At 53.8% G+C, this 25471-nt stretch carries 23 protein-coding genes; 14 read left to right on the top strand and 9 right to left on the bottom strand.

Translation table 11 applies throughout. From position 1 onward, the window contains the following. Positions 1–62: 62 nt before the first annotated feature. The 3 genes from thrS to cysS all read left to right on the top strand — a co-directional run bounded on the left by thrS (position 63) and on the right by cysS (position 3908). Positions 63–1979 carry a threonine--tRNA ligase gene (gene thrS / locus Y017_RS02885; protein WP_035458825.1) on the top strand — a complete coding sequence of 639 codons (1917 nt, stop codon included), beginning with the start codon at positions 63–65 and terminating at the stop codon, positions 1977–1979. 121 nt (positions 1980–2100) lie between these two features. Further along, positions 2101–2529, top strand: coding sequence for a phosphoribosyl-AMP cyclohydrolase (hisI, locus tag Y017_RS02890; protein WP_011589412.1), 429 nt, complete (start codon positions 2101–2103; stop codon positions 2527–2529). After that, positions 2526–3908, top strand: a complete 1383-nt coding sequence (cysS, locus tag Y017_RS02895; protein ID WP_011589413.1) for a cysteine--tRNA ligase — start codon at positions 2526–2528, stop codon at positions 3906–3908. The genes hisI and cysS overlap by 4 nt, the downstream gene beginning before the upstream one ends. A 220-nt stretch (positions 3909–4128) precedes the next feature. Here the strand turns inward: cysS and Y017_RS02900 are convergent, their stop codons facing one another. Then, positions 4129–4815 carry an START domain-containing protein gene (locus Y017_RS02900; protein ID WP_035458827.1) on the bottom strand — a complete coding sequence of 229 codons (687 nt, stop codon included), beginning with the start codon at positions 4813–4815 and terminating at the stop codon, positions 4129–4131. Between the two features lie 668 nt (positions 4816–5483). Here Y017_RS02900 and yidD point away from each other — a divergent pair. The 5 genes from yidD (at position 5484) to Y017_RS02930 (ending at position 10408) form a co-directional block, all read left to right on the top strand. Then, positions 5484–5765 (top strand): membrane protein insertion efficiency factor YidD, encoded by a 282-nt coding sequence (gene yidD, locus Y017_RS02910; RefSeq protein WP_197017537.1) that lies wholly within the window; start codon positions 5484–5486, stop codon positions 5763–5765. Further along, the gene (locus tag Y017_RS02915; protein ID WP_035458832.1) at positions 5762–6094 is read left to right on the top strand and encodes a hypothetical protein; all 333 of its coding nucleotides are present in this window, start codon (positions 5762–5764) and stop codon (positions 6092–6094) included. Before yidD ends, Y017_RS02915 begins: the two co-directional genes overlap by 4 nt. 181 nt (positions 6095–6275) lie before the next feature. After that, the gene (locus Y017_RS02920) at positions 6276–8345 is read left to right on the top strand and encodes a TonB-dependent receptor domain-containing protein (RefSeq protein ID WP_011589416.1); all 2070 of its coding nucleotides are present in this window, start codon (positions 6276–6278) and stop codon (positions 8343–8345) included. Between the two features lie 74 nt (positions 8346–8419). Continuing rightward, complete coding sequence (locus tag Y017_RS02925) at positions 8420–9727, top strand: hypothetical protein (protein ID WP_011589417.1); 1308 nt, start codon at positions 8420–8422, stop codon at positions 9725–9727. Positions 9728–9889: 162 nt separating this feature from the next. Continuing rightward, positions 9890–10408: an outer membrane protein gene (locus Y017_RS02930; protein ID WP_011589418.1), complete on the top strand. Its 519-nt coding sequence runs from the start codon at positions 9890–9892 to the stop codon at positions 10406–10408. A gap of 160 nt (positions 10409–10568) precedes the next feature. Here the strand turns inward: Y017_RS02930 and Y017_RS02935 are convergent, their stop codons facing one another. From Y017_RS02935 to Y017_RS02955, 5 genes are all read right to left on the bottom strand, one after another. Continuing rightward, complete coding sequence (locus Y017_RS02935) at positions 10569–11042, bottom strand: universal stress protein (RefSeq protein WP_011589419.1); 474 nt, start codon at positions 11040–11042, stop codon at positions 10569–10571. Continuing rightward, complete coding sequence (locus Y017_RS02940) at positions 11043–12440, bottom strand: sodium/proline symporter (RefSeq protein WP_035458834.1); 1398 nt, start codon at positions 12438–12440, stop codon at positions 11043–11045. Between the two features lie 444 nt (positions 12441–12884). Beyond that, positions 12885–13313: a hypothetical protein gene (locus Y017_RS02945; protein ID WP_035458835.1), complete on the bottom strand. Its 429-nt coding sequence runs from the start codon at positions 13311–13313 to the stop codon at positions 12885–12887. A gap of 865 nt (positions 13314–14178) precedes the next feature. Beyond that, positions 14179–15138 (bottom strand): GTP cyclohydrolase FolE2, encoded by a 960-nt coding sequence (folE2, locus tag Y017_RS02950; RefSeq protein ID WP_231483361.1) that lies wholly within the window; start codon positions 15136–15138, stop codon positions 14179–14181. Positions 15139–15313: 175 nt separating this feature from the next. Continuing rightward, positions 15314–16225, bottom strand: coding sequence for a tetratricopeptide repeat protein (locus Y017_RS02955; protein ID WP_231483362.1), 912 nt, complete (start codon positions 16223–16225; stop codon positions 15314–15316). Between the two features lie 194 nt (positions 16226–16419). Between Y017_RS02955 and dctP the strand changes: the two genes are divergently transcribed. Continuing rightward, complete coding sequence (dctP, locus tag Y017_RS02960; RefSeq protein ID WP_035458918.1) at positions 16420–17442, top strand: TRAP transporter substrate-binding protein DctP; 1023 nt, start codon at positions 16420–16422, stop codon at positions 17440–17442. 107 nt (positions 17443–17549) lie between these two features. Here dctP and Y017_RS02965 read toward each other — a convergent pair whose 3' ends face one another. Beyond that, positions 17550–18830, bottom strand: a complete 1281-nt coding sequence (locus Y017_RS02965) for a TRAP transporter large permease (protein WP_011589425.1) — start codon at positions 18828–18830, stop codon at positions 17550–17552. Positions 18831–18881: 51 nt separating this feature from the next. Further along, positions 18882–19466 (bottom strand): TRAP transporter small permease, encoded by a 585-nt coding sequence (locus tag Y017_RS02970; RefSeq protein WP_035458837.1) that lies wholly within the window; start codon positions 19464–19466, stop codon positions 18882–18884. 355 nt (positions 19467–19821) lie between these two features. Here Y017_RS02970 and Y017_RS02975 point away from each other — a divergent pair, with 355 nt between their 5' ends. The 4 genes from Y017_RS02975 to Y017_RS02990 all read left to right on the top strand — a co-directional run bounded on the left by Y017_RS02975 (position 19822) and on the right by Y017_RS02990 (position 22737). Then, on the top strand, positions 19822–20358 hold the full coding sequence (locus Y017_RS02975; RefSeq protein WP_035458838.1) for a MarR family winged helix-turn-helix transcriptional regulator: 537 nt from the start codon (positions 19822–19824) through the stop codon (positions 20356–20358). Positions 20359–20362: 4 nt separating this feature from the next. Next, positions 20363–20905 (top strand): diaminobutyrate acetyltransferase, encoded by a 543-nt coding sequence (ectA, locus tag Y017_RS02980; RefSeq protein WP_011589428.1) that lies wholly within the window; start codon positions 20363–20365, stop codon positions 20903–20905. 61 nt (positions 20906–20966) lie between these two features. Further along, complete coding sequence (gene ectB, locus Y017_RS02985) at positions 20967–22271, top strand: diaminobutyrate--2-oxoglutarate transaminase (RefSeq protein ID WP_035458840.1); 1305 nt, start codon at positions 20967–20969, stop codon at positions 22269–22271. Positions 22272–22338: 67 nt separating this feature from the next. Further along, positions 22339–22737 carry an ectoine synthase gene (locus Y017_RS02990; protein WP_011589430.1) on the top strand — a complete coding sequence of 133 codons (399 nt, stop codon included), beginning with the start codon at positions 22339–22341 and terminating at the stop codon, positions 22735–22737. A gap of 93 nt (positions 22738–22830) precedes the next feature. Here the strand turns inward: Y017_RS02990 and Y017_RS02995 are convergent, their stop codons facing one another. After that, entirely contained in the window at positions 22831–24036 is a 1206-nt protein-coding gene (locus tag Y017_RS02995) for a DcaP family trimeric outer membrane transporter (RefSeq protein ID WP_011589431.1), read from the bottom strand. Between the two features lie 592 nt (positions 24037–24628). Here Y017_RS02995 and Y017_RS03000 point away from each other — a divergent pair. Then, positions 24629–25279 (top strand): response regulator transcription factor, encoded by a 651-nt coding sequence (locus tag Y017_RS03000; RefSeq protein WP_035458842.1) that lies wholly within the window; start codon positions 24629–24631, stop codon positions 25277–25279. Positions 25280–25471 lie beyond the last annotated feature (192 nt).

The raw sequence follows: 25471 nt of genomic DNA on the forward strand, positions 1-25471 counted from the left end.
GGAGGGCCTGATTGCCTACCATCTTCCGGTTCTGAGCCAACCACCTGGATCCCTTGTCACTCATGAGTGTGAGCTATCAACTGCCCGATGGGGCAAATATGGAGTTTGAGCAGCCGGTCTCCGCCTTGGAAATTGCCGGTCGCATCAGTAAAAAACTCGCCAAGCAAGCTTTGGCCGCTAAAGCCAACGGCAACCTGATTGATGTCTATCTGCCCATCGACGACGGCGCCACGGTGGAAATCATCACCCGAGATACCGACGAAGCCCTAGAGCTTATTCGTCACGATGCCGCCCATGTTATGGCCCAAGCCGTGCAGGAGCTGTTTCCAGACACCCAGGTGACTATTGGCCCAACCATTGCCAACGGCTTCTATTATGACTTCCATCGGGACATACCGTTCACACCGGATGACCTGAAAACCATTGAAAAGCGCATGCTAGAGATTGTGCGCCGCAATGAGGAAATAAGGCGTGAAATATGGGATCGAGATGAGGCTGTCGCTTTTTTCCTGGAAAAAGGTGAAGAATTTAAGGCCGAAATCATCCGTGACCTGCCCGCCGATCAAGAAGTGAGCCTCTATCGCCAGGGCGATTTCATCGACCTGTGTCGTGGCCCGCACCTGCCCAGCACCAGCAAACTGGGCGATGGCTTCAAACTGACTAAGGTCGCTGGCGCTTACTGGCGTGGCGATGCTGACAAGGCGCAACTACAGCGCATCTACGGCACCGCCTGGCGCGACAAGAAAGAGTTGAACGCTTACCTCAAACAGCTTGAAGAAGCGGAAAAACGCGATCACCGTAAACTGGCCAAGGAAATGGGTCTATTCCATATCCAACAAGAAGCGGTAGGCAGCATGTTCTGGCACCCTAAGGGCTGGCGCATGCGCAAAAACCTGGAAAATTACATCCGCGGAAAAATGGAAAAAGGAGGCTATGAAGAAGTCTCCACTCCGCAAATGATGGATCGTATTCTCTGGGAACAATCCGGCCATTGGGACAAATACGGCGAAGACATGTTCACCGTCTGCACCCACGACCACAAAGAAATGGCCGTGAAGCCGATGAACTGCCCCGGCCACGTACAGATCTTCAAACAGGGGATCACCAGCTACCGAGACTTGCCCATTCGCTTGGGAGAGTTCACCACCCTGTTCCGTAACGAAGCCCACGGCGCCCTACATGGCCTGATGCGAGCCCGCTCGTTCAGCCAGGACGATGCTCACATCTTCTGTACCGAAGAGCAGGTTAACGAAGAAACCGCCGGCTTCATCAAGATGCTGCGCGAAGTCTACGCAGATTTTGGATTCGACTCGTTCCGTATCAAATTCTCGGACCGCCCGGATAACCGCGCCGGCTCCGACGAAACCTGGGACAAAGCCGAAGGCGCACTGCGCTCGGCGGTGGAATCCCTGGGCCTGGAATGCGAGCTTAACCCGGGTGAAGGGGCCTTCTACGGCCCAAAACTGGAGTTCGTGCTCCGTGACGCCATTGGCCGTGACTGGCAGTGCGGCACCCTGCAGGTGGACTTTGTGCTGCCCGATCGCCTGGATGCCGAATACGTGGCCGAGGACGGCTCCCGCCAGCGCCCAGTCATGTTGCACCGTGCTGTTCTGGGCTCTTTGGAACGCTTCCTCGGCATCCTGATCGAGTCCACCGCCGGTCACCTACCCCTGTGGCTAGCGCCGCGGCCGGTGGCGGTTTGCACCATTACCAACTCCGCCGACGAGTATGCCACCACCGTGCAGCAGAAACTGGTTGCCGCCGGGATACCGGCAGAGCTGGATATTCGTAACGAGAAGATTGGCTTCAAGGTCCGTGAGCACTCCCGCGCCAAAACCCCACGTATCTGGGTAATTGGCGAGCAGGAAGCACAACACAACCAAGTCGCTATTCGTAACCTTGGCTCCCAAGCCACCGAAACCGTAGATCTGGACGAAGCCGTGGCGGCCTTGGCCGAAGCAACACGCTTACCGATCTGACCCGGCGCCACTGGTAAGAGTATCCCTCAAGGTGCGAACTGTGCTCGGGAAAGCTTTCGCAAGCAGGTTCGCCCCTCAAGAGGGGCGCCTACATCCTGAATAGAAACGCCCTGGAGGCGTCATGTTCAAACACAACGAACAACAGCCCGAAGGCTTTCAGATTTCCCTCAAAGAAGCCCTCGACAACTTGGCGTTCAACGACGCCGGGCTAGTGGCAGCCATTGCTCAGCAGCACGATAGTGGCGAAGTATTGATGATGGCATGGATGAATCGCGAGGCCATTGAAGAGACTCTGGCCACGGGACGCGTTTGCTATTTTTCCCGCTCGCGAGGGAAGTTATGGCGTAAAGGCGAATCCTCCGGCCAAGTACAAACGCTGAAAGAACTGCGCATTGATTGCGACGGCGACGCCTTGCTAGTGAAAGTGGACCAGACCGGCTCCGCTTGCCACACCGGCCGCCGCGACTGCTTCTACTGGAAAGCCGACGCCAACAACGTGACTATCGACAAAGCCCCCATCAAAGACCCCAAAGAGCTGTACGGCAAATGACCTTACGATTGCAGAACACCCTCACCGGCAAAAAGGACGACTTCATTCCGCTGGACCCTAACCGCATCACCCTTTACGTGTGCGGCCCCACGGTTTACAACTTCGTCCACATTGGCAACGCTCGCCCGGTGGTGGTCTTTGATGTTCTGTACCGGTTACTGCAACGGCTCTACCCGAACGTGGTCTACGCCCGTAACATCACCGACATTGATGACAAGATCATCAAGGCGGCAGCGGATAACGGCGAAGCGATCAGCACCCTCACCGAACGCTTTACCCAAGCTTTTGCCGACGACATGGCATCATTGAATGCCAAAACCCCAAGCATCATTCCCAAGGCTACCGATCACATCCCCGAGATGATCCAGATGATCGCTATCTTGGTAGAAAAAGGGCACGCCTACGAAGCCGATGGCCAAGTGCTGTTCGCGGTGGAATCCATGCCCGACTACGGCAAGCTCTCCGGTCGCAAACTGGAAGACATGCTTGCTGGCGCTCGGGTGGAAGTGGCGGACTACAAACGCCACCCCGGCGATTTCATTCTTTGGAAACCGTCCACCGATGAACAGCCCGGCTGGGACTCCCCTTGGGGACGTGGCCGCCCTGGCTGGCACATCGAGTGTTCCGCCATGATCCACAAGCACCTGGGTGATGTAATTGATATCCACGGTGGTGGCCAGGATCTAATCTTCCCGCACCACGAAAACGAAATTGCCCAAGGCTGCTGCGCCCACGGAACCGACTACGTGCGTTACTGGCTGCACAACGGCTACATCAACATCGACGGCGAAAAGATGTCCAAGTCCTTGGGCAACTTCCGTTTGGTCCGCGACTTGCTCACCCAGTACCACGGCGAAACGCTGCGCTTCGCGTTACTATCGAGCCACTACCGCTCGCCGCTGAATTTCTCTGCCGATGTACTGGATAATGCAGAAAAAGGCTTGGATACGCTCTATTACGCCTTGCTCGGTCGCGGTGAAACCGTTGCACCAGAAGCAGGCTATCAACTGCCGGACAACCATCCGGTACTCGACGCTCTTAAGGACGATCTGAACACCTCCGAAGCGGTCAGCGCCTTGCACGCTATTGCCGGTGAACTGAACAAGGCCGAGCTTGACGACAAGCCCAAGCTGAAAGCCGAACTACTGGCCGCCGCCGACCTGCTCGGCCTGCTCACCGTAGAGCCCACCGCCTGGTTCCAGAACAAGAACGTGAGCGAAGATGGCCTCAGCAACGATGCCATCGACGCCCTGGTGGAAGAACGCACCCAAGCCAAGAAAGACAAAAACTTCGCTCGCGCCGATGAAATCCGCCAGCAACTCACCAAAGCAGGTATTCAACTGGAAGATACCCGCGAAGGCACCCGCTGGAGTCGATGAAAGATAGCGCCAAGCGGCTTGCTCTTAGCCAACGAGAAAAACAGATTTTTATTATCTGAAACGAAAGAGGCCGCGCCTAGAGCATAGCTTGGGCGCAGCCTCTTTCGGTCAAAACTCAATAACGGGCTATCGCATCTATCAACCAGAAACTCACAGGCAATAAAGCTATATAGCTGGCATAGGCCAAAGGCCGCCCCGAGACGGCCATTCTTGGCGAAGATCAGTCTTCCAGCATCAGCTCGTCCATACCCGGCAGGGCTGGCAAATCTTTTCGGGTGGCATTGGCAAAGCGTGGCTTTTCCAACTGCGCCTTCAAACCTTCCAGAGTTTCCAATGGCGCCTTGGTGGACACCAAATTAGTCAACCATACCGGTACGCTGCCGCCCAAATCCATGAAGGTTTCGAACTGGACCCGCACCCAACCATTATCCATGGGCGTAATAATGAACTTGTTATCTAATGCAGGGATACGCACATAACCTTTCTGTTTACCTAGCACACCTTCGGCATTGACACTGTCGGCATTGACACTGTGCAAGGTAATTGAGCCGGTTTCTTCGTGCTGGATAAGCGTGTTGGCCAGCACCACATCACGGTCCGATACCGGCCAGATGCCGTTAAAGCGCATGTAAATTTCTTCGCGCCCTTCCATTGATAGCCGCTTGGCGCTCTGACTCTGGAAAATCCACTCAGGTAAAGTATCCACTGCGGTAATGACTGCCAGCACCGAGGTAACGGATGCCTCAACCTCAACAATACCTTTGAAGGCTTTGACCGGACTGTTGGAAACATCCCGCACATAAGTCGTAACATCACCTCGAACCTCGCCTTCCTGGCTTATTTTCCAGCTTGCCGCCCAAGCTGGATTCAGCAGCATTAGGAAGGTGAACAACAACGTCACAAACATCGCTTGCAAAGGCCTTCTCCTTACTTTTCTCTTCAACACAAATAGATTATCCATCCACACTGACTTCAGTATCCTGCAAGCGCGCAGGCAAACAAGCGCCGGCAAGAGATTGGCCCCAATTACCAGTACAGCCGATGGCGACCCAAGGCCGGTGACTCTGCGCCAAGATGTCCCCTTTCAACTACGGGTAACGCTTCACTGCCTCCAGCTTGGCATTGCAGCAGCACTCACTACTGCCCATGTCAGACATGTTTCTGCGGGGATCCCGCCATTGTTTAATAGCCCGCACCAACCATTCCCGCACATGAAAGGCTAGGAAAATAAGCACAGGCTTCCTTTTACCTTTAATCTACTACTGAACGCTCCTTGCGTACTCAGCCCCCAGACGCGCTCGGAATCTAGACGCCATGTTAAAAGTGTGCCCACCTATCGAAAAAGCGCAACAATGTGTTCGGGTCAGCCAAGAAAACCTCGATAGCCCGGCCGATCACTTTTCTCATGGGCTTCCCTACCTTGGTACTGAGGTTACGTGCTTTGCCTATATCATCATTATAGCGCAGCACTTTCTTATCACCCTCCCTGTTAGCGTCATGGAACAGCGCTGGTATCTGCGTACCCGATGCCTTTATCATGCTCTTTTACAACTAATGACAGGCAGCGCTGTTCCCGTGAAATCGCTTCTGCTTGGCGCCATCTGGCTGTACCAGAAGGTGTTGAGCCCTTGGATAGGCAACCAATGCCGCTTCTACCCGACCTGCTCGGAATACGCACGGCAAGCGGTAGAGACCCATGGCAGCCTGCGCGGCAGCGCACTGGCAGCGAAACGGCTGTGCAAGTGTCACCCTTGGCACCCAGGCGGCTTTGACTATGTGCCTGGCGCCGAGCCTGACCAGGAACAGCATCAGTGCACCCCGCTATGCAACCATCACAGCGAGGATCACTCACAGTGATCGCGGCCATGCTGAGCCCATACCGTCGCGGGCACTCTTTGCCGCTGGTTTTACCGCTGGTTGTCGGGCTGTTTCTTGTCCAATTAATACTGGCATGGCACGCCCCCGCCCACATTGACGCAGGACAGCACAGCCCCACCACAGACCTGTTAGCCTCCGCCGATTGCCAGGTCTGTACCCATGGCCACGGCATGCTGGCTCTGCCCAGCGCCTACAACGTGCTAGATTCCACACACACAGCGCCCGTTCCGCTTGCCCCCGCCACCACCGTGGCAAACCGCTACGAGCGCAACCCCTACCCGCCTCGCGGCCCTCCTTTCTCTGTCTGATTCCCGTTATTAACACCTGATCACGATGGCACACCACCTTGCTTCTCTACTCGAGTGGCATTTGCTGTGCTTGGCTGCCTTCAGGAAAGAACGTGTTTCCGGCATGAGTCCGGCCAGCCCCTTTAATCCAGCTGCGCCCTTTTACTCATGCCCTGCATGAATGCTAGAGACAGAGGTAGTTATGACTTTTCGACGCCAGACCCTCTCCGGATGCGTCGCCGTGGCCCTATTGGCACCCACGGCAGTATTGGCTGAAGCTGAAAACAACAGTGCAGGCCTAGAAAAAGCTCACGAGCTAAAACAAGTGGACGTGTCCGCCCTGCCGCTCGGAAGCAGCAGCTCCAGCACACCCTATTCGGTGATGGATCAACAAACCCTCACTCAGAAGAACAAGGACACCCTCGGTGAAACCCTGAAAAACCAGCCCGGAGTCCACAGCGACACCTTCGGTGGTGGCGCCAGTCGACCGGTGATCCGTGGCCAAGGGGGCCCACGCATAGGTATTCTCAGTGACGGCTCCCAGGTGCTGGATGCTTCCAGCATTTCACCAGACCATGCCATCACTGTAGACCCCATGCTGGCTCGCCAGATCGAGGTTCTACGCGGCCCATCTACTCTGCTTTATGGCAGCGGCGCCAGCGGTGGCATTGTAAATGTGCTAGACAACCGCATTCCCACTCAACGGCCTCTAGAAGAGGTGGAAGGTTTCGTGGCAATCCGAGCCAACAGCGTGGCCGATGAGAACGCCACCGCTGCAGGCATCACCGTTTCCGCTACCGACCATTTGGTATTTCGGGTGGAAGGTAGCCGTCGCGATGCGGAGGACTACGAAGTAAACGGCTTCGAAGAGCTCACCGTCCCAGGCACCTATGCGGAAAGCGACAATGCCAGCATTGGAGCCTCCTGGATTGGCGATCAAGGTTTCTTCGGCATGGCTTACAGCTATCGCCGAGATAACTACGGGCTGCCCGGTCATAGCCACGAATTTGAAGAGTGCGAGGCCAACGGCACCAGCTTGAGCTGTCCTTCTGGAGGCCATGATCACGACCATGAGGGCGAAATTGTCCCCTACGTGGATCTGGCCAGCCGTCGAGTGGATGCTCGAGGTGAATACCGCGACCCATTCTCTGGCATTGCCGCCATTCGTTTTCGAGGTAACCACACCGATTACCGCCACCACGAAATCGAAGAAGGGGCCATCGGCAGTACTTTCACCAACAAGGGTGGAGACGCCCGGCTGGAAGTGGAGCACAAACCGTTCGGTAACTGGCGCGGCGTGGTAGGACTTCAGTACACCAACTTCGATTTCAGCTCCCTGGGGCATGAAGCCTTCGTGCCGAAAACCGAAACTGAATCTATCGCCATATTCGCGGTAGAGGAATATGTCCTCAATGAACAATGGTCCTTCGAATTGGGGGCGCGCCAGGAGCACCTGACGCAAACACCGGACCAACGCAATGGCCAGGCTCTTGCCAAAGTCACAGCGGACAATGCGTCTTTCTCCGGCGCAGCCAACTGGGCCTTTGTTCCCGGTTACGAGCTAGTACTGTCCGTAGGCCACTCTGGCCGAGCACCCAGCGCCCAAGAGTTGTATGCACAGGGGGTCCATCTGGCCACCAACACCTATGAATGCGGCCTGCTCAGCGATTGCGGTGGAGGACAACGTGACTTGGACGATGAAGTCAGCCTCAACGCCAACCTGAACCTACGTAAAACCCGTGGGGATTGGTTGTTTGATCTGGGCGTGTTCGAAAACCGTATCAACAACTACATCTATGCCCGCACTCTGGATCAGCAGGAAGACTTCCGCCTGATCAAATACAGCCAACGTGACGCCACCTTCACGGGTGCCGAAGCATCCGTGAGTTACTACGGTATCGACCCGGTTGGCATCACCGTATTTGGGGATATGGTCCGCGCTACTTTCGATGACGGCGGCTACCTGCCTCGCATTCCGGCCAAGCGACTGGGCACACGCCTCAATAGCTACCTGGGCAACTTCGACGGTGAACTGGAAGTGTATCGCAGCTTCGTTCAGGACCAACTTTCCGGGTTCGAAGAGCGCACCGCCGCCTACGACATGGTCAACGCCACTCTCAGCTACCGACTACGAGGCAACCAGCGCTATACCTTCTATGTGCGCGGTAACAACCTGCTGGGTGAAGAAGTGTTCAACCACTCGTCTTTCCTAGCCAGCACCGTGCCGGAGCCGGGCCGCAATATCACCGTAGGCACCCGCATTGAATTTTGAGCCGCAACGTTAAACGGCATCCGTACCGGCGCCTTTACTCCGCCGGACGCAACAATATGAATATGGAGAACCCCATGCAACGCATGATGAAAAACCTGAAACAGAACGCTGCACTGCCGCTGTCCCTGCTTGCCGCTCTTACCATGGTCGGCTGTAATGAAACGGGCTCCAGCTCACTGGGTAGCAGTGAAGATGAACACGAGCATGCAGAGAGTGATCACCCCGGCCGCTTAGTGATTGCCGCTGGTGATGACGGCTCTCAGCTCTACATGTATGACCTTGAGGCCAATGCCTTGCTGCCCGGCACCTTGACCCTGGATTATGATGCCAGCGCACTCTACACCAGCCCGGGCAAGCGTTTTGTTCTGGCGATACAGCGTGATAACGACCAGGTACAGGTCATCGATGGCGGCCTCTATTTGCATGACGACCACGTGGATGAAGTGATTCCCTCCTTCGCAGGAACGCTGACTGGCCCGGCACCAACCCACTTTCGGGTTCATGGTGAACAGGCCGCTCTGTTCTATGATGGCGATGCAGACAACGCTGTCATGGCCCAGATGGAGCTCCTCACCGATGAATCTTTGGAAACGGCCTCCAGCGAAGCCAGCCAAACGCTAACCAGCGCTCACCATGGCGTTGCAGAACCCCGTGGCGATGTGTTGCTCACCACCTTCCGCACCGCCGACGACGGCCTCCCGGAAACCGTTGACGTCTACCATCAGCACAACGATCACTATCACAAGGAAGACACCATCTCACTAACCTGCCCAGAGCTACATGGCGCAGGCTCAAACGAAGATTATTCTGTGTTTGGCTGCGACGACGGCATCCTGATCGTCCACCAGAACGGTGAGGAATTCACCGCAGAGCATGTGGATAACGCTACCCTAGGCCTTGCGGCTGGAGAGCGCATTAGCGGCTTCGACAGCCATCACGAACTGAGCCATTTCATAGGCTATGCCGGTGATCGAGTCTTCGTCATACATCCGGAAGATGGCGATGCTGAAGAACTGGATTGGACCGAAGGCGCCACCGTATCGCTAGAAAACCATAGCCTTGATCCCCACGCTGAGCACCTAGTGCTGCTGGATGATGCCGGTGACCTGCGCATCTTTGACACAACCGATTGGAGTGAACATGCGCACGTAGAAGATGCCATCGCGCCGGGCAATACTCATATGGTTGTGGCCGGTGAGCCCGCACATGTTTATCTTTCCGATAGCGGCAACCAATTTATCCTCGTGGTGCACCTGGAGGAAGGCAGCGTTGAAGAATCACTACCTTTGACCTTCCCGCCTGCGGCTCTTGCTTGGGCTGGCCTTGATACCGACCATGACGAAGAAGACCATGAGGACGAAGACGATGGTCATGACCATTAATCGTCGAAACGGCTAACCGCAGGCTACTTGCAGGGGATTTTCTTCACCTTTTGCAAGCAGCCCGCCGTTTCCTCCCAAGACAGCGCTGGTCGCCGTCGACCTCACTTTTCACTACAATCAGTCTATTATTGCGTCGAGACTTAATACCCTGTGGGAGAACCCATGAAAAAAGTACTGTTTGCCGCGGCTTTGACAATGCCCCTTGTCGCCAACGCCGGCGGTTTTGCTGGTATTGATATCATTAGCAGCAAAATTGAACCTGATAACACCACGTCTAGCGCCAAGCCCGAAGCGCTGCAATTCAAATTCGGCAGCTGGATCAACAAGGATGAGACCCTTGGTGGTGAAGTGCGTCTGGGCTTGGGCATTGATGAAGATGAACTGAGCAACAATGTTGACGTGGAAATCGACCGTTACTACGGCGCCTATTTCCGTGGCCAATTCCCCAACACCATGCCTGTGCGCCCCTACGGACTGATCGGTGTCACCTACATGGAAACCACCGAGAAGAGTGATTTGGGTGGTTCTGACGGAGAAAACTACAAAGACCTGTCACTGGGCCTCGGTGTAGATTTCACCATCACCAAGACCCTGTTCATCAACCTAGAGTATATGCGGCTCGTGGATCGCAGCGGTGACGAAATCACTCATGTGGGGCTGGGCCTGAACGGCCGATTCTGATTCCACCACAGCACTCACGCTGCACAAAAACGCCCACCATTATTTAGTGGGCGTTTTTTTGTAAGGCTCAAAAAAAAACAGTTTGTCATGCGCTACACGTTAGGAGAGAGGAGCCTTAGCCCCATTCGCTCATCTGCTCATCCTCACAATCATTGCCCCATTATGAATAAGGCATGATCAACAGTGGCTGGCGAATGTGTCGGGCAACGTAATCTGCAACACTACCAACCAATAGCCGCTGCCAGTTTTTTTGTCGTCGTCGCTGAAGAATGACCAGATTCACCGCCTCACGATCGGCGACCTCGGTAATCACCTGACCGGTCTTACTACCCCGCGCCACCCGCGAGTCCACTTCATAGCCCATGGATTCCAGCTTTCGTGTGATATCCAGCATATGACGCTGCAACTCCACTTCTCGCGCAGCCACCTGCTGGCGTAACTGGCTCGGAGGGACCAAGCGTTTTCGAAACAGGGCGAGACTTTCCTCTGGGACCTCACACACCATCAGCACCAACAGGGACAAGGTGTCAGGGTCGATCAGGTCGGTGGCGGGATCCAGCTGATCAAGCGGCACCAAGGGGTCTACCGCATACAGCGCTTTACGCTTGTCTTGCTCGGGATTGGACAGTGGCATTCACTCCTCCTTCCGGTAGAAAGGCCGCATCACGGCATAAACCCCAAAAGACACCACCAGGGCCGGCAACAATTCATACAGGGATTCAGAATAACCAAGCGCCTGCCAGGTAATCAGTGTAGTGAAACCCGCAAGCATCATCACCAACGCCGTGGTCCGAGTCAGGCGGGCATTCATCACCCGCAGCACAATCACCGGCCCCAAGGTGCCCCCCAGAGACGACCACGCGAACACTACCAGCGTAAACACATTAGCCGGCGCGGCCAGCGCCACCACCAGCACCACTAAGGTAATGCCCAAGGTCGCTATTTTGGTTCGGACATAGGATTGCCCGAACCGGGGAATCAAATCCTGGCTGATCGCCGCTGAGCAGGACAGTAACATGGAATCCGCCGTGGACAAGGTGGCGGCAAAAATGGCCGCCAGCACCATGCCGGCCAGCACATCAGGCAAATAAGCCTGAGCCATGGTGGGCAGTGTCAGCTCCGGATCAGACAGATCTCCTGTGAGTAGTACGCGGGCGTAGAGACTGATGGTCACGGTCAGAAGCGCAAAGGGCAGGTACCAGGCAAAGTACACCTTGCGGGCCGCCGGGACGTCGTCCGGGCTGCGTAACGCAATGGTACGCACTAAAATATGCGGCTGACCAATAGCGCCAATGCCCGCCGCCACCCAGCCCAGTACAAAAGCACCGGTGCCAAAGGCCAAGTTATCCGGGGTCCAATCCAGCAGGGCCGGGTTAATGTTGCGCAGCTCATCGACCAGCGTCCACGGAAAACCCACGTTGATCATGGCAACAATGCACAGCAGTACCATGCCAAACAGCATCACAAACGACTGGGCTACATCAGTCCAAATAGACGCCCGCAAACCACCGGCAAAGGAATACAACACCACCACGACCGCACCCAATACCGCACCCAGCCAAATTGGCCAGTCAAACATCACGTGCAACGCCTTGCTTCCCGCCTTGAGCTGCGCAGCCGCATATACCGACAGGAATATTAGGGTCAGCAACGCAGACAAAATACGCAGGGGGCTGGAAGCCAACGCAGGGTTCTGGGAGGTGAGAGCGGGAATGGTATTGACCGGGTGGGTTTCCGAATACTCTCGCAGGCGACGATGAAAACCCCGCCAAACAAACCAGTCCCCCACTAACCAGCCTAGTGCCACCCAGAAGGCCGACACACCGGCCACCCAGGTATAGCCAACCAGGCCGATAAACATGTACCCGGAGTTATTGGTGGCCACGGAAGACAGCCCGATGATCCACGCCGGGGTGTTATACCCCGCTGTCAGATAATCGTTAACGTCCTCATGTTTTTTCCGGATCGAGGAAATGCCGATAATCAGAAATAACGCCAGCACGCACAGAAAGCTGATCGCGGTGACACCCATACGCTAAACCGAACTCAGTTGAATTTACGATCCAGCATACACCCGTCTCACACCGCGGGGGCTGCCCCATATCAATTTATTAGCGACAGTCTAGTCGGGCTGTAAAAATTACACTGACGACAAATCTACGTCGGGAGGGCCGCCTCGAAAAGGCGCCCAGACATTTCGCATCAATAATCTTTCAATCTTCTACCTAAGCCCTTTTGTAACAGACCGTCTTGCTGCGAAGCATTTTCATAGTAATCTAGAGCACGGTGTAGCCATTGACAAAACTTTATAGGTTTTAGCGCTGTTACTAAAAATCGACCCCATGACAGAGAGCTATCCATTTCCCAAACAGACTCCACGCCCACATCAGCCGGAAAGGCGGTCAACCGTGACACACAATTTGAATGTCCTCTTTATAAAAGGTTCAGAGGATAATAAACATCCTGACACGCCCAGTTAACCTGCATTAAAACAGCTTTTTACTTCTTCTAGAGTGGTCGCATAGCGAACGCAGAGCTCAACCTCTTCATATTCAGACTCCCTATTTTTATACCTATTAAGCAATTTATTATATTTATCAATAATATCGTCATGCTCATGAGCAAGCTCTTTGCAATCATCCAACAAATCATCATACTCATCGCCTAGATCTTCGTATTCTGATTTACATACGAAACCATCATAACCACAGGTACGGGAATCAAAACAAACAGCATCACGGCTTACACATTTCGCATCAGAAGGACAAGCGCTATCTCCATAATTTAAGCAAGCAGCTTTTTTTCCATACGGACATGAGAAACTACTGCCATAAGAATGCGCCGAAAAAAAGATAAAAACAGCACTCAGTAACACCTGTCCGGCCACAAAGTTGATCTTCCCCATTATTGATTCACCCCACCGTGATTCCTCGCCTTAATGACGAAACCTCATCTCATTTAAGAGAAGGCCTTGCCAAAATACCTCAAGATCAGATTATAGCATTACCAAAACACCTGCCCTGTAAAGCGGAAGGCTATTTTTGGGTGTCAATACAAAAGTGGGGGGGAGGTATTCATTCATATTTATAACACTCGTAGCATGCGCGGCTTTGGATTAGAGGCGCAGTAATAAAATGCTAAAGCTGTCGCCATATCTACGGTTGTGAATTTTTTCTTAGATTGCACTCTGTTGAATTCCGTTACCAATCTTGGCCCGTTCCCGTGCTTTGACGACTCGCCACGCTCAAACATTCGCACATCAAGAGCACGTTGCGTTCGGCCTTGTAAAATAAAGCCTCGGCGTTCCCACCGCATAATACGAAGTGACTACCTGTATTGGTCCATCACCAATATACCTGCAAAGATCACCATGCTGCCTCCAAGATAGCGTGACCTTTTGATCTTTTTTAAAAGCGAATGAGAGCTTAAGGTCTGAGTCGAAATAAACGATAACGACGGTATCAGTGGATGAGCGAAACCCGGTTGACAATACAATGCACTGGGGAGAAGAGGAGAACACCTCTCATCTGAACACTTAAATCAGCGAATTATTCTCTGAGTTACCCGGAAGGGTACCTTCCCAGAAAATAGCGATATCTCAAAAGGTTCGCATTTTCTGAAAGGCCTTATTCTACAAGAAGCCCCCCCCTTCGAGTAAGCTCGGCCGCAGAATAAGTCAGGTAAACACAAAAAAGCCCCCCTTCCAACAGGGGAAGGGGGGCTTTTTTTGTGTGCTGCATGCACCGCGTATTGCCAACCGCCTTTCTCAATCAAGGAATGGGTAGGTAACCACCCTCCACTTCCTTGGTCACAATGGCGACCGCATTATGGGCGTGAAGGCTTTCCAGGTGATTCACACGCAACCAGAAATCCTTGTAACACGACTGCGGGTTCAGCGCGGTCTTCAAGCGGCGGGCCGCATCTTCACAGAACATCAGGTTCTGGCCGTTCAACAGCGCGAACTCCTGCTCGTCCACCCGCTTCACCGCAGTCTGCACCGGCGTCTTCAGAGCACCTTCAATAGAATCAATCAATGCGGTGATAGGAAAGGCATCACCAACATTGTGATCAAGCAAAACACGCACTTGCGCAATTGAACGCTGGCTGTGAGGAGTAGCAAGAATACCCTCTTCCGTGCCAAGCCATTCTAACACCGCATCGGTGTCCACTTTACTTTCTTCAAAATCTTTCCGAAATTGCTCCTGAATCAACTGTCGAGACAGGGCTGCCGAACAAGGGCAGGTAGAGGAATACGGCACTTCCACCGATAACTCAATGCGCATGCCATCTTCACACAGGGTGCCTTTAATACTGACCGGGTAACTTTTCCAACCGGAATAGCTGCTCTTCAAGGCTGCGCGGCGCATGGAATACTCAAAGTCGAGCTGTACAAAACCGCGTGTGCTGAGGCCCTCATGGGTCTGCAAGAAATTACGCAGTAGTTGCTCAATGGAGCCCGCACTGACCGAATGGTCACCAAAGGTCTCTTCCAGCATCAGGAACAGACGCGACATGTGAATGCCTTTGGCATCCGCATTGGCCAAATTCACATAGGCCTGAATAGAAGTGCTCACCGGACGTTCGCCAGCCAAGGTATCGCTGACGCGAGCAGGCAAGTGGATCTCACTCATACCCACCCAATCTAGGGTGGTGTGAATATGATCCACCATGGAGTTAGACGCCACATCCGGCATCTGTTTGGTGCTACCGGCACCGTTGTCACGAGTCATGGGATTCTCCATAGGGGCACTGAAAACAGCCAAGGTAAGGCTGCCCAGGTGAACGAAACGGTAATCTGTTCGTCATCGCCCGCTCATACAAGGGGGGCAAGTCTAGCAGAAACTGATCAGCAAATTGACCATTTCCAGGCTCAGGTTTCGCTATCAACATGACAGAAAGGGACTATCAGACAGATAAGCCCGCATCTTCGTCACTTCTGACTAGTTCTTGGAAGCGCGGTAGCTCGCGCAAAGGCTCGAACATTTCTTCGCTACGAGCATGCCGGCGCAGGGTTTCCGAGGTTTGAATGGCCGCAGCCAAGTCGGTCAAGGCATTCTCTATTTCCCCCAGCCCAGACCAAGCACAAGCCCGTTGGTAGAGAGCATGTGGATTCTCTTCATCCACTTCTAATACCCGATCACACAAACTCAACGCCCAGCGCTGCTCACCCAACTCTAGGGCAGCATCTGCTTTCCAGGCTAGCGCCTCCGGGTCGTCCGGGCGCAACTCCAAGATGCGATCATAGAGTTCAATCTTGGCCTGGGCACTAGGCTCTTTGGTGGCCTTGAGCCACAGGCTATGAATATCATTGGTGCGCTCGATTTCTTCCTGGTTCTCGGCAATAGACAGGGATTTTTTGCGCAGCTCGCGCTCCAGATCTGCCAGCCGGGATTCATATTCGCTGGTCAGCCGAGCCATTTCTTTTTCCGCGTACACCCGCACGTTATCTTTCAAATCACGAATAGTGGACCAACCCACCAGAGCAAGGATCGAGGCAGCGCCGGCAATGAGGTAAAAGAAATAAGTAACCGTATTGGTGGCATAGCCCATGGCCTTATCTGCCACGCCCAACTCACGGTCAGTCACAAGCAGATTCATCTGGTTGCGATATTCCATCATGTCCTGGCGCAAGATGCGTAATTCACTGAGAATCCAGTTTTCCCGGAACTGAGAAATCACGGGGCCCTTCTCGATCTCGCTCTGCGCCTCCGGTCTCGGTTCTTGTACGGGCACATTGGCATCTTGCTCCGCCCATACACTGGCGGCCAGCGCCAACAGCACGCTTAATACACCGGTACGCAAAATTTGTCTGATCAATGCCTTGCCCCTCTCCATCACTTTTTGCCTGTGCTTATTCGCCAAGGGAACCCGCTCAGGCTGAACACGCTGTAAACATTGCCTATGGTCGCATCATGCCTGCTGAGGTGCCAGCCTTGCCGGCTGCTCCCTTGACAGCCCCGCCCCGATGCAATGTAGTGACTGGCACCCACAAGCAATATCAAGGTAAAGGCATGCGACTTAATCGATTTATATGCGCCGCTACTTTTGGCTTTCTTGCCGCCACAACCACCACCGTCCACGCCGACACTTGGCGTTTTGGCCTAGAAGAAATTGAAGGCAGTGTTCAGCATAGTTACGCCGAACGCTTCAAAGCCCTAGTGGAAGAAAAAAGTGAAGGTGCGATTGACGTTCAACTGCTCCCCTACGGCAAATGGGGCTCCAGCTATTCCGCTCTGTACGACGCAATTCAGGGTGGAGCCATTCAGCTCGGCTTCGGCTCCGGCGCCCTGGGTGGCACGGTACCGGAAAGCCAACTGCTCAACCTGAACTATATTATGCCCAGCGATCAGTGGGTAACCGCTCAAGGCCTGAACAGCGACACCTTTCTGAAGAGCAAGGCGTGGCAGGAGTCATTCCGCAAACGCAGCTTGGTGCCACTGGCCGAACTACCAGAGGGTTATCAGGTATGGACCAGCAACAAAGCGGTGAAAACACCGGATGACATCGAGAACCTCGGCATCCGAGTGATGGACAACAGCCTACTGCGTGCCACCTATAAAGCCTATGGCGCCTCGCCCACATCCATTGCTTACGGCGAGCTGTATAGCGCTCTGCAACAAGGGCAGGCAGAAGGTAATATTCAACCAGTGTTTGCCCACGAGGAGATGGCCTTCTACGAAGTGCAGGACTACATGATCTTCGCGCAGCAGTCCCAGTTCGTGGCCACCCTGATCGGTAATGCCGATTGGTACGATGGCCTGTCTGCAGAACAACAGAAAATGATCAACGGCATCACCAAGACCTTGGTGCGCGAAGGTCATGATATCCAGAGCCGGTACAATGAAGAGCGACTGGAAACCATCAAGAGCAAAAGCGACATCAATATCATTGAGCTCACCGAAGCCCAACGCAACGCTTTCCGCGAGAAAGCCAAGCCGGTGCGCCAGGTATATATTGATGAAGTGGGCGCCCGCGGTGAGCAATCATTGGGGGCCCTGCTGTCCGCCTTTGATAAGGCGGCTAAAGGAGAGTAACTTTTCCTTGCGCAGCTGCTGACCAAAATGCCCGGCCCAATAGCCGGGCTTTTTGGTGCCACTCTGCGGCCGCAGTCGCATCACAACACGCCAAGCGACCGCATTGATTAGCCTCCCAAGGCCGGCAACCACAATGACAATTGCGGGAACAGAATAAGGATAAAGGTGGCGATCAGCAGCATGAAGATAAACGGTGGCGTGCCCCGAATCACCTCCAGATAAGGGCGACGAAATACCGCGATGGCGGTAAAGATATCGCAACCAAACGGCGGCGTAGCCGAACCAATGGCCGCCTGCAGGGTAACAATAACCCCCACGTGAATAGGATCAAGATTGGCGGACTCGATCAGCGGCTTGAAGATCGGCACCAGAATCAAGATCACCACGATCGGATCCACGAACATGCAACCAATAAAGAACGCCACGGCGATCAATGCCAATGCCGCCACTTGGTTCTGGCCAATGGATTCAATGGCCGGCCCCAATAGCTTCTCGGGAATGCCGGCGGTGCCCAAGGTATGCGAAAACGCAGCGCCAATGGCCACCAGAATGAATACCACTGCGGTAATCATCCCTGATGATAACGCCAAACCACCCAGATCCTTGACACTGACCTTGCGGAAAATCACCACTTCCAGCAGCAAGGCATACGCCACGGCAATGGCCGACGCTTCGACCGCACTGAACCAACCACCATAAATCCCGCCAACGACTAGAATCGGGAAGCCCAGAGGCAGGATAGCCCCGCGCATCGCCTTCAATCGATCCCCCCAGGAAGCCCGTTCTTCCGGCTCAATACCTTTAACTCTAGCGCCAATCCAGCAATACACAGAGAACATTAACAGCACCAACAAGCCGGGCAGAATACCGGCCAGGAACAGGTCACCGATAGAGGTTTTCATCACCACGCCATACACAATAAAGCCGATGCTGGGCGGGATCAGCAGAGCGATATCGCTGGCGTTAATAATCAGCGCCAACGCGAAACTATCAGAATAACCCTTGGCCAACAGCCGCGGGCGCATAGGCCCGCCCATAGCGACAACGGTGGCCTGGGTAGAACCGGACACCGCACCGAACACGGCACAGGAGGCCGCAGTGGTAATCGGCAAGCCGCCGCGCAAATGCCGAGTGAAGGCATCCACCAGATCCAGCAACCGGTTGGCGGTATGCCCCTTGGTGAGAATATCCGCCGCAAAAATAAACATGGGAACCGCTGCCAGCACCCAGCTACCAACCCCATTGACCATCCAGGTCACCGCTTGGTCCGGGCCAAAAAAGGTCAGTCCGGTGAACATCATGAACAATGTCCCCACCGCCAGCGGTACCATCATGGGATAACCCATCATCAGCAATACCAGCATGATCACAGCCAGAATGATTAACACAGTGGCAACCCCCTCATTCAGCAGTACTCACAGCAAAAGCCTGGACATGCATTAGCGCTGGCCGTCCTGATCATCCACCCTGCCCGCGGCCAGCGGCACAGCCTCGTAAGTTTCTTTTTCGTTGAACGACCGCCAGATACCCGGCGACACCGCATTACGGGCGAACGTCAGCATGTACTGGATCCCCGCCATGCCAAAGCCCGCCGGCAACGACAGATAGACTAGCCACATGGGCACCTGCAATGAGGCACTCACTCGGCCACGCTCCTGAATATCAAAAACATATTGGCCCGACTTCCACGCGAAATAGAACATCAGCGCTGCCGTGCCCAAACAGATAATCATCTGCAGACTTTTGCGGCTCTTACCATTGAGCTGCTCATAGATGGCGGACATTCGAATATGGCGGGCGTGGCGAGCGGCATACCCCAACCCCACGAACGTCAGCACCACAATCAGCATTTTCACCACCTCGTAGGTGCCGGGTATGCCTTCATCAAATAAGGCCTGCCCGACCACATGGACGCTCATCAATAGCGCCATGACCAAAATGCAGCCTGCGATAATGACACGCTCGATGACACCCAGAGTGCGGTCCAACCAGGAAAGTGCGAGAAGAAAGGAATCAATCATCATGACAAAGCCTATAACACGACGACGGAATAGCTCCCGCATACGGGAACTTGGGCAGAGCTTTGGCAACCAAAACACTGGCGTCTGTGCTGACAGACTGCCCTGATGCAAGGCTCCCCGTAAAGGCCTTCCCTGCAAGTAAAAGAGAAAAACGACCGAACATAGCACCGTCACCAATCGGTATTTATTTTGACATCTAAATGTTTTATCTCTAAGATAGCCTCCCACTTATCGCAAGGGATTATTCGTCATTGTCCGGCTTTGATGGAGGTGTAAACCTTTACATCTCAAAGGTGATTACAGACAAACCATGTCTCATTACGGTCACATTACTTTGTTATCAAGAGAGTTTTCGGCAATGGCCAGACACGAAGACGTGCTAATCGCATTACGACAAATTATTCGCGCCACGGACCTTTACTCTCGCAAACTGAGCAAAGTTTCCGGGCTCACGTCGCCCCAGCTTCTGATCATGCAAGCAATTTCGGCGCACGGCGAGATGACCATGGGTGACTTGGCTAACGAAGTTTCACTGAGTCAAGCCACCGTCACCACCATTCTCGACCGCCTGGAAAAGCGGGAGCTGCTGGGCCGCAAACGCGGCGAACAAGACAAGCGTCGCGTGTATGCCCACCTAACTTCCGCCGGCCTAGATATCATCAAAAAGGCCCCCACACCGCTTCAGGACGAATTCATTGAACGCTTTGACCGCCTTGAAGATTGGGAGCAATCTTTAATTCTAAGCTCCCTACAGCGCGTAGCCGCAATGATGAACGCTGGCGACATTGATGCCTCCCCTGTGCTGGACTTGGGAGCCATTGATCGCGCGCAGCCTGCGGTAGATATGAATGTCCGCCGGAACGCAAACTCTTTCTCCAAAACGGACCAAAAGTGAAACCATGCCTGCAAACGAAGCGAACAACACAGATACATCAACCACGAAATCGGATGACATAACCTTTCGCAAGCCCGAAAGCCAGGATGGCAGCCGAGTTCACAAACTGATTAGCGAGTGTAAGCCGTTGGACGAAAACTCCGTCTACTGCAACTTGCTTCAGTGCACCCACTTTGCTGATACCTCAGTGGCGGCAGAAATGGATGGCGATTTGGTCGGCTTCATTTCCGGCTACATCCCCCCCAAACAGCAGAACGTATTATTTGTCTGGCAGGTGGCGGTACATGAGAAAGCCCGGGGCAAGGGCCTAGCCAAGCGTATGCTGGCCGAACTGATTGCACGTGAAGAAAGTGCCGACGTTCAGTTTATCGAGACCACCATCACCCCCGACAACGAAGCCTCTTGGGGCATGTTCCGCAGCTTCGCCTACCAGCGCAGCATGCCAACGGAAGAATTCATTCTGTTCGACTCGCGCATCCACTTTGCCGGCGAGCATAACGACGAATACCTGCTACGTATCGGCCCGTTCAATCGCGACGACGCGTAAACGCAGCCCGAACCAGCAACCCGAATTCAAGCGAGGACCAGGAATCATGAATACAGGAACCATGGATACAGACATTTTTGAAAGCCACGAATCGGAAGTAATGAGTTATGCCCGTAGCTTCCCTGTGGTATTCGACCAGGCTAAAGGCAGTTATCTGTACGACGAAAACGGCAAGGAGTACATCGACTTCTTGGCCGGCGCAGGCACCCTGAACTACGGTCATAACAACCCCGTTCTGAAAGAAAAGCTGATGGAATACATTCAGCGCGACGGCATCGTTCACGGCCTGGACATGCACACTGCCGCCAAGCGGGAATTCATGGATACCTTCTATGAAACGATTCTAAAACCTCGTGACATGGATCACGTGATGCAATTCACCGGCCCCACCGGCACCAACGCGGTGGAAGCGGCATTGAAAATTGCCCGTAACATCAAGGGTCGCGAGAACATCATCAGCTTCACCAACGGCTTCCACGGCGTAAGCTTGGGCGCTTTGGCTGCCACCGGTAACAGCCACCACCGCGGCGTAGCGGGCGTCACCATGGGCGGCGTTACCCCCATGCCCTATGACGGTTACCTAGGCGATGCCTTCGACACCACCGAGTACTTGGACAAAGTATTAGGCGACTCCTCCAGCGGTGTTGACCACCCTGCCGCTGTTATCGTCGAAACCGTTCAGGGCGAAGGCGGCATCAACGCGGCCAGCTTCGACTGGTTGCGCAACCTGGAAAAAGTCTGCCGCAAGCACGACATGCTGCTGATTCTGGATGATATCCAGGCTGGCTGTGGTCGTACCGGCTCTTTCTTCAGCTTTGATGATATCGGCATCAGCCCGGACATCATCACCCTGTCCAAATCCTTGAGCGGCTATGGCCTGCCCTTCGCCATGGTACTGATGAAGCCGGAACTAGATCTGTGGAAACCAGGTGAGCACAACGGTACCTTCCGTGGCCACAACTTGGCCTTCGTCACTGCCGCAGCAGCGCTGAACCACTACTGGCGCGACGACAAGTTCGCCAAGGAAGTGCAGAAGAAAGCGGACATCATTACCGACCATTTCCGCGAAATCGCTAACAGTTACGACAGCCATTGGTTCTATCTCAATGGCCGCGGCATGATGCAAGGCCTGGTGGCTCGCGATGGCGAAGTCGCTGGCGAAATCACCAAAGCCTGCTTCAAACGCCAGTTGGTGATTGAGACATCCGGTGCCGATGACCAGGTTATTAAAACCCTGTGCCCACTGACGATTAGCGAAGAAGATTTGGTTCGCGCACTTGAGATTGTTAAAGAGAGCGTGGACGAAGTGATGACCGACCGCATCAAACGCGGTGAAGCACACTCAGTCGCCAGCATCACGGCCTAAGCGGTTCCCGCTCCCCTCAACAGGGGAGCGTTATTCCTTCCTCAATTTTTTAGCTCAGGAGTTATCCATGATCGTTCGCACTCTGGCTGAAGCCGAAAAGTCTGATCGCTGTGTTAAAGCCGAAAATGGCAACTGGCAGTCTGTTCGCCTGTCACTGAAAGAAGACAAGATGGGCCACTCTTTCAACATCACCACCATCTTTAAAGGCACCAAAACCCACATTAAATACGCCAACCACTGGGAATCTGTATACGTGATTTCCGGGAGCGGCAAGATCGAAACCCTGGACGACGGCAAAGTCTACGACCTGACCCCAGGCACGATCTACCTGCTCAACGAACACGACGAGCATTATCTTTACGGTGGCGAAAACGAAGATATGGTTGTCGCCTGTGCCTTCACCCCGCCGCTGAGCGGCAAGGAAGTGCACGATGAAAACGGTGTGTACCCGGCGGATGTGGATTAAGAAAACCCCTCACACGCTGTACGCAACGTACTTGCATGCAAAACGGGACGCTTCGGTGTCCCGTTTTTGCATGCTCGCGTATAACGACCCTTTCTAGAAGGCATATTTGGCGGTGAACTGCACCCGTTTAAGGTTACCGTCATCACCATTCTCAAGTTCCCGACTGCCATAGATCAGTTCAGCACCAAGAGTCAGAGGTTCTGCCACCTGCCAGATCAGATTGGCATGGGCACTGTGGATGGTTTTACTGGTGGTTGCTGCCACCGTATCCGGGTTATCCGCCTCACTTACAGAAACTGCGAAATTGGAACGCCAGCGATCACTCCAATGATGACGCAAAGCCAACACACCACTCCACTGATCAATCAACTCAATACTGCCATCCGCTTCGATTTGCCCTGAGCGGAACGCATTGAGCGTGGTATAACGCCCTAGAGCATTACCGTAGTGCGCCTGGAAACGAATATCGTCCATAGCACCCAGCATGACACGGCCGGCAACAGACAAGCCGTAACCATATTCATCCTCATCATAAGGCGTGCCACCAACGTCATCTTCATATTTCAACTGCCTTCCCATTGCCGACAGACTCACATTGCCCCAACCTCCGGTCAGGTTATAGCGAGCAACGATATCTGGAACATTGTTGTCATCATATTCGCTAGGGTTGCTATCACCTCCGTATAAGGTCGTAGAGGGGTTTTCAAAAGCCAGCATCACCGGCCCCGAGGTATAGCGTATCTGTGGTTGTCGTTCAAAAACGGTGCCCGCAGCACCGACAAAATCCAACGTTTCTGGCAGCGCACTTACGTTGAAAAAGGTGGACCATGTTTGTCCGAATAGCCAATTCCCCCAAGCCAGATAGGCATGGCGAATACGGGGCGAATAGCTGTTACTGATGCGCTCATCCCCTTGGCCGGTGGTCTGAAAATCAATTTCGATATACCCCTGGACCGCACCAGCAGAAGTCATCGTTTCACTCTTCAGCCAGAAGCGACTTTGCTTGGCGATAAAGTCCAGCTCTTCCGAACTGCCACCGCCACCAACGGGAATGGTTGAGGGCACCATAAAATCACGACCGGTAGAGCCTTTAGCCAGATCGCCATCGCTGTATTTACTCATCATGGTATCTGCTTTGATAAAGCCACCAAAATCGATTTGGGTATTTCCACTCTTGATACCATCCATGCGTTCTTCCAGCACAACGATACGCTCCTCCAGCGTGGTATCCGCACCGGCTCCCCCCGCTTGCGCCAACACCAAGGCACCGCACAGGTACGTGGCTTTTCTTGCTATCATGGCCCTGTCCTCTTATTGTCTTCAGCACGTCAATGTCTCTTCCTGACAGCTTGCTGAGCGCTTTCCTGACACACCATTAGCCATAGGTCGTACGCCTGTGCGCACACGCCGAAAACGCCCCCTCCTCTCCTTTTCGAAAATAAGACCAAAGTCTAATTCAGTCATGCCTCCTCTTTTCGCAGACTCAGAGTAGGCTTGGGCTTTATTTATTTTCTGTGAATACTCTTTTCAGTAAGGAAGACCTGTGGGCGGAAACTTCGCATTCAGATAAAAAACATTGCACTGCTGTGATAAGCGGACTCTCCAGACCAGTAGCACCGAAAACCACTTATCAGCAACGCCATCAACAAGTGGGGGCAGCCCAGTGAACACGTTCAGCGTCAAGGCAGAAGAATGGGCAAGCGGATACGGGTTTATATGCTTAGGATTCCCGAACAGGAGACCGCGCCTACTGGATCACATGCTAGGTGAGCGATGATCAAACATGGCCATTTTCTATTTGTCTTTCTCTGACGCTGCACGCCCTAAACAGCTTCTTTTTTCACGCCATTTTCTTTTGGGTTCTGCGCATCAACATGCTTAAATCAGAATCATGACAACCATACTGATTGCAGATGACCACCCTCTCTTCCGTGCGGCCTTGAAACAGGCTGTAGACACCAGTTTTTCCGGTGCCGCCATCCACGAAGCGGACTCGCTGGCTACCCTGGAAGAGCTCGGCCAGCAAGGGATTCCTTTTGACGTCATACTTCTAGATCTGCATATGCCCGGCACCCATGGCTTTTCCGGCCTGGTGTACCTGCGCGAGCAATACAAAAAAGTCCCCCTAGTAGTCATTTCCGCCACCGAAGACGTGGACGTGATACAGCGGGCTATTCACTTTGGTGCCGACGGTTTTATTCCCAAATCCGCCTCCGTGGATACCATGACCGAGGCCATGCACAAAATCATGGATGGTGAACGCTGGTTACCGGAAAAAGCGCGCCGGGCCATGCCTCCCACCTTGCCTGATCACTCAGCCATGAGTGATCGGATTACCAGCCTGACACCGCAACAATTCCGTGTCATGGGCATGCTGATGGAAGGAATGCAAAACAAGGTTATCGCTTACGAACTGGATGTGTCAGAAGCCACGGTAAAAGCACACATGACCGCTATTTTTCGCAAGCTGGGCGTTCGTAATCGCACCCAGGCAGTGCTCGCATTGAAAGATCTAGCCATTGAACCGCCCGGGCTGAACTAACGGGTAAACGTTGCAGAGATGTGCATGCTAGAGGCGCAGTCACTAACGACCAGGTGCAAGATAAAATCAAACACAGCTCACCACCGTTGACACAAGAAAAAAGGGGGGAGGGGTTGTCTCACGTGGGTTCTAGAAGAAAATTATTTGCGTCGCTCACCGTCAGCTCGTACGCCCGATTCGCACCCAAAACAC

Origin of the sequence: Alcanivorax sp. 97CO-5 (assembly GCF_000524665.1) — a bacterium.
GTDB lineage: Bacteria > Pseudomonadota > Gammaproteobacteria > Pseudomonadales > Alcanivoracaceae > Alcanivorax > Alcanivorax borkumensis.

What these genes read in the sequence shown, in the direction of transcription:
- Y017_RS02990 (WP_011589430.1), top strand. Translation starts at nt 22,339, where the DNA reads ATGATCGTTCGCACTCTGGCTGAAGCCGAAAAGTCTGATCGCTGTGTT.
- Y017_RS02930 (WP_011589418.1), top strand. Translation starts at nt 9,890, where the DNA reads ATGAAAAAAGTACTGTTTGCCGCGGCTTTGACAATGCCCCTTGTCGCC.
- ectA (WP_011589428.1), top strand. Translation starts at nt 20,363, where the DNA reads ATGCCTGCAAACGAAGCGAACAACACAGATACATCAACCACGAAATCG.
- ectB (WP_035458840.1), top strand. Translation starts at nt 20,967, where the DNA reads ATGGATACAGACATTTTTGAAAGCCACGAATCGGAAGTAATGAGTTAT.
- Y017_RS02935 (WP_011589419.1), bottom strand. Translation starts at nt 11,042, where the DNA reads ATGCCACTGTCCAATCCCGAGCAAGACAAGCGTAAAGCGCTGTATGCG.
- Y017_RS02970 (WP_035458837.1), bottom strand. Translation starts at nt 19,466, where the DNA reads ATGATGATTGATTCCTTTCTTCTCGCACTTTCCTGGTTGGACCGCACT.
- folE2 (WP_231483361.1), bottom strand. Translation starts at nt 15,138, where the DNA reads ATGACTCGTGACAACGGTGCCGGTAGCACCAAACAGATGCCGGATGTG.
- Y017_RS02945 (WP_035458835.1), bottom strand. Translation starts at nt 13,313, where the DNA reads ATGGGGAAGATCAACTTTGTGGCCGGACAGGTGTTACTGAGTGCTGTT.
- hisI (WP_011589412.1), top strand. Translation starts at nt 2,101, where the DNA reads ATGTTCAAACACAACGAACAACAGCCCGAAGGCTTTCAGATTTCCCTC.
- Y017_RS03000 (WP_035458842.1), top strand. Translation starts at nt 24,629, where the DNA reads ATGACAACCATACTGATTGCAGATGACCACCCTCTCTTCCGTGCGGCC.
- Y017_RS02940 (WP_035458834.1), bottom strand. Translation starts at nt 12,440, where the DNA reads ATGGGTGTCACCGCGATCAGCTTTCTGTGCGTGCTGGCGTTATTTCTG.
- cysS (WP_011589413.1), top strand. Translation starts at nt 2,526, where the DNA reads ATGACCTTACGATTGCAGAACACCCTCACCGGCAAAAAGGACGACTTC.
- Y017_RS02995 (WP_011589431.1), bottom strand. Translation starts at nt 24,036, where the DNA reads ATGATAGCAAGAAAAGCCACGTACCTGTGCGGTGCCTTGGTGTTGGCG.
- thrS (WP_035458825.1), top strand. Translation starts at nt 63, where the DNA reads ATGAGTGTGAGCTATCAACTGCCCGATGGGGCAAATATGGAGTTTGAG.
- Y017_RS02900 (WP_035458827.1), bottom strand. Translation starts at nt 4,815, where the DNA reads ATGTTTGTGACGTTGTTGTTCACCTTCCTAATGCTGCTGAATCCAGCT.
- Y017_RS02925 (WP_011589417.1), top strand. Translation starts at nt 8,420, where the DNA reads ATGCAACGCATGATGAAAAACCTGAAACAGAACGCTGCACTGCCGCTG.
- dctP (WP_035458918.1), top strand. Translation starts at nt 16,420, where the DNA reads ATGCGACTTAATCGATTTATATGCGCCGCTACTTTTGGCTTTCTTGCC.
- Y017_RS02920 (WP_011589416.1), top strand. Translation starts at nt 6,276, where the DNA reads ATGACTTTTCGACGCCAGACCCTCTCCGGATGCGTCGCCGTGGCCCTA.
- Y017_RS02975 (WP_035458838.1), top strand. Translation starts at nt 19,822, where the DNA reads ATGGCCAGACACGAAGACGTGCTAATCGCATTACGACAAATTATTCGC.